The sequence below is a fragment of the Vibrio penaeicida genome (assembly GCF_002933855.1).
Classification (GTDB): domain Bacteria; phylum Pseudomonadota; class Gammaproteobacteria; order Enterobacterales; family Vibrionaceae; genus Vibrio; species Vibrio penaeicida_A.
The window spans coordinates 1-4,146 of record NZ_BFAQ01000078.1 but is presented as its reverse complement, the minus strand read 5'-3'; the positions used below and the strand labels follow the sequence as shown (position 1 = coordinate 4,146).

Below are 4,146 nucleotides of genomic sequence, written 5' to 3'. Positions count from 1 at the left end.
CCACCCATTTCGCGGAAGAAGCCACGTGGAAAGCACACTTCGATTACACCAATGCCAATCGGGCAAGGTACATGCAGCCGCCATTCATGAAGGTACTGACCCAATTTAAGCAGTACAGCCAGAGCATGACGTACTATTTGATGCGCAACGCGTACTTGTCTATGCGCGGGATGAACAAAGAGACGCGAACAGAAGCTCGACGACAATTGGTGGGTACCCTTGCCATGACCTCGTTGTTAGGGGGCGTTTCTGCCTTGCCCCTCTCCCTAGTGTATGGGATGGCGAATGCATTGAATGCAGCTATGGGAGACGACGATGTGCCTTGGGATGCGGAAACGGAATTTAAACGATATCTTTACAACGCGCTCGGCAATAAAACCCTAGTTGATGGGATACTTTACGGTGTTGGGGGGGCTGGGTTATCCCCCCGTATTTCGCTTGACCAATTGTGGATCAGAGATCCGACTCGCGACCTTGACGGCGAACAAATATGGAGTTTTTACGCTCGGCAGGTAGCGGGACCGGTATTAGGGGGCATTGTACTTTCGGGGATCCGGGGCAGCGAGAAAATGGCGCAAGGGGAGTACTGGCGTGGCGTCGAAATGGTGATGCCGAAGTTTGTCCGTGATCCGATGAAAGCATACCGATATTACGAAGAAGGGGCGCTCAGCAGTAAAGGGCTGGCGTACAAGGAGACGTCAGCATTCACATGGGTCGAACTGGCTCTACAGGCGGGCGGTTTGTCGGACAGCGATTTGATGAAACAGTACGACACCAATCGAGCGCTCAAGTCTTACGAACGGCACGTACTGGATAGGCGACAACAGTTGATGACGGCGTACTGGTTGGCGTGGAAGGGGCGGGATACGCAATTGATGGTCATGGTCAAAAAAGCGGTACGCCGCTTTAACCAACGTTATCCTTCTCTGTTGCTGGATCCCAGTGCCCTAAGGCGATCGATTCGACAGCGTTTACGTTACGGCAAGGAAAGCGTTCACGGTCTTCACCTCAACCAAAAACTGGCCGCTTCACTTCTCTCACGCTCGCCCTTGCACCAACCGCTATCGTAAATACGATGACGGTTACGCGTGTATCCAATATAAGAGCAAGGCATTAGCATCGCATTTTTATAAAGATATTTTATAAAAATTCTATTGATCGTTTTTTGTTTGGTGTTTATAAAAAGACTAAAAGGCGTCAGTACCGTTGTGTAAGTTTTGTATGTCTAGGATAGATGTTTGTTGTTAACCGAGTGACATAATCTTCTTTTTGTTATTCACTTCAAAAGGTTGGCATATGGATATTGAATTGGAAAAACTAGAGACCGCTGCTGTTGAGAGCGCCAATAACCGCTATCTGATGTCTGTCTCAGACAACTTGAAAAACTTCTCCCCAGAGGCTTACCAAACCTTTTATTCCAATGTGGCGACATGGCTTGAGCCTACAAAAACTCGCCTTCAGGTGGGGGTGGAGCGATTGAAGAGTGAAAAGAGCCCAAGCTTGGATCCTGTCATATCGGCGTTGGAGCACAATATCCTCGACGAATCGGGAGAAGGCGGGGAGGTGAAAAGTGATCCACACGCTGACCTATTTAACACGTCCTGCCATACCTATTTTAAGCACGTTTACGGGGTGCCCCTTGGTTTCTATACCCCTAGCGTTGAGACGCTTCACCTGAAAGACGCATCACTGCTGCTGTTTTCCAACAATACCTATGAGATGTTGGGAGCTTGCTTTGCTCAGGAAGTGCATGCTCTACCTCAACTGCAGCGAATGTATCGTGGTCACTTAGCAAACCGAGAAAAATGCAAAGACGATTGGGGGCTGGTCAGTCGGTTTTACGATGTTCACTTTGATGGGACCGAAGCCAGACACGCAGAGGATTTACGTCGGACCTTTATCGATTTACTCAAGACGCCTGCTCAGCTGACGGTGTTCAAGTCCGGGTTCATTTCCATGATTTGCTTACTCACCCAATTCTGGAAATCACTGGAACTTCGAACCGCATGAGTAGCCCGCTTCTCCCTTATTTTTTGTTTGCATTTTTGGGAGGGTGCATCATTCCGATCCAAGCTATCATGACGGATGCGCTAAAAAGCAAATTGGCGATTGATCAAGTTGATGCCACATTCATTCTGTATTTCGGAGGGGCAATCACATCGCTCTTTTTTTCCTTGATCATTAATAAACACAATGTCTTGCTGAAGTTTCAGGTTTCAGACTGGTGGATGTGGGCATCAGGTTGTATTGGTTTCTTTTACATATTTCTTATGTTCATTGCCTTCCCGAAGTTGGGGGTGTCGGTATCGATTCTTTTTGTCTTCCTGGGGCAGGTTGTACTGTCAGTTGCTATAGACCACTTTGGGTTGTTCGGTATGCCCCATCACCCCATTTCGGTAACCAAACTGATTGGGTTGATCTTTATTCTTATGGGGGCGGCACTGATTATGTACGACAGTCACCATAGTGGATAGTATTTGGAGGGTTGTTGAGTGTTTCGAGAAACAGTCCGTTTGTTTAAATCGATAAGACCGAGTGTGGTGAGGCAACCAAAGCATTGTTGTGGTGCTGAACTTTTTTATCTCAAGTTGTTTTTAATCTATGTTGCTTCTTAAGGAGGGTATTTTATGAACATTGGCAGACTCAAGCCATCGAATGAATCTAAGTATGAAGACGAACCCTTAAATCAAATTCCCGTTTCAAAACGCTAAGCTTCTGCGGAAACGAGACTTTGCGGGTTCGAATGACGTTTAGCGCATCTTGGGCTTCTCTTGAATTCATACAGGGAGGCATGTCTCCCTTCCATCTTTATCGTCATCCGACAGGTTTGTCGTTTAGCCAATAGAATATTTTTTCATATAAACACTATTCATATCTCTTAAGACTATTAAAAGTTAGATTTTAAGTCTTAAAAAGCATAGAAAACACTGTATTCATTACCAAGGGTTATATGTATTATTTATATAATCATGGGTTTTTATAAATCATTTTATATATTGCTAAGTTATTGGCACAACCTGTTGCAGTGAATTAGGATCTGACTCGTTTCTGAATGCTCGTTTAGTAAACCAGCGATAGACAACGGGAGGTTGTCATGAACACTTTTACCAAGCTCAGTTTTGCTCTTCCTTTCATTGTGGCAAGTAGTTTCGTCACATCGGCACCCAGTGCTCCCCCCCAAGCATTAGTCCCCCCAGAAGTATTCTTAGAACAGCACAAGATAAAAATTGGCTTAAACAATGGTTGTTTAATTCCGAGTGCAATATTAGTCGACTATGCCGCCATATCGGATTGTGGTCGACCAGACACCCTTTGGACTTACACGGAATATGGTCAGCTTGTTACAAGAAGGTCGTTGGGGTACGAATGCCTGACCGTGCCTGAAGGAGGCGGGTTGTTATACATGGATATCTGTGACATCAACAATACACGGCAAAATTGGTATACCGACTTTTCTCGACTTGGGGCACGTCTAAAAACGGGGAATGTGACTTTAAGAAATCAAGCGGTGTCGGTTACCCCAGACAACTTGGTTGTGGTCGACTCGAGCTACCCGTTGGTCACAGTTCAAAATTTACAAGAGATGATCGTCAGACAGTCCCCAGGGTATACCCAGTTTTCTTTAGACGTTTATGCCAATAAACCCATTCCTCAAAATCACAGCCTTTATCCAACGGCTGCCAGCAACGTCTATTTTGGTAAGGACAGCGAATTGAGGGCGTATAAGAATTTCTATAACGTCCATAAAAATACGTTCTTTTCCAATTGGGGTGAGCCCAAAGGTTACAAAGTTTGTTACCGTAATCCGGTGACGGATACCACATCTTGGGATTGGGCAAAGGTCGTGAATTGTCCGTTTGATGACTCAATCGACGACAGTTTACGTTGGGCATTTCGCCCAGACCCAAAAACAAGTGGCTCAACACATCTTTTCAATATTGAGCCATCTCGTTTTTCGGGTAGGCTAGTAATGCAGTCAAGTGGTGCCCAAGCAAACTTCGGTTATGTTTCAGGTTCAAGCTATTCCAACCCATATAAAGTGGAAGAGTTTTTTATTAGCTCGCCCGGAGAGCTCGTTGCCAAACATTATGACAAAGTGAGTGTCAGTGATATAGCCGCTCAAGAAGCGGCAAACGCTAAGATAAT

At 45.6% G+C, this 4,146-nt stretch carries 4 protein-coding genes; all 4 read left to right on the top strand.

Annotation, left to right across the window (positions count from 1 at the left end):
- Positions 1-1,070, top strand: a 1,070-nt coding sequence (locus VPNCDNU1_RS28225; protein ID WP_145959504.1) for a PLxRFG domain-containing protein, incomplete at its 5' end; no start/stop codon positions are given.
- 226 nt (positions 1,071-1,296) lie between these two features.
- Positions 1,297-2,010, top strand: a complete 714-nt coding sequence (locus VPNCDNU1_RS28220) for a DUF3865 domain-containing protein (RefSeq protein ID WP_104403456.1) — start codon at positions 1,297-1,299, stop codon at positions 2,008-2,010.
- Positions 2,007-2,474: a DMT family transporter gene (locus VPNCDNU1_RS28215; RefSeq protein WP_104403455.1), complete on the top strand. Its 468-nt coding sequence runs from the start codon at positions 2,007-2,009 to the stop codon at positions 2,472-2,474. Before VPNCDNU1_RS28220 ends, VPNCDNU1_RS28215 begins: the two co-directional genes overlap by 4 nt.
- Before the next feature lie 620 nt (positions 2,475-3,094).
- Positions 3,095-4,146: ricin-type beta-trefoil lectin domain protein (locus VPNCDNU1_RS28210; RefSeq protein WP_145959503.1), on the top strand; the 1,052-nt coding region annotated here is incomplete at its 3' end.

Excerpts from the sequence above, each read along its gene's own strand:
- VPNCDNU1_RS28220 (WP_104403456.1), top strand. The coding sequence starts at position 1,297 with ATGGATATTGAATTGGAAAAACTAGAGACCGCTGCTGTTGAGAGCGCC.
- VPNCDNU1_RS28215 (WP_104403455.1), top strand. The coding sequence starts at position 2,007 with ATGAGTAGCCCGCTTCTCCCTTATTTTTTGTTTGCATTTTTGGGAGGG.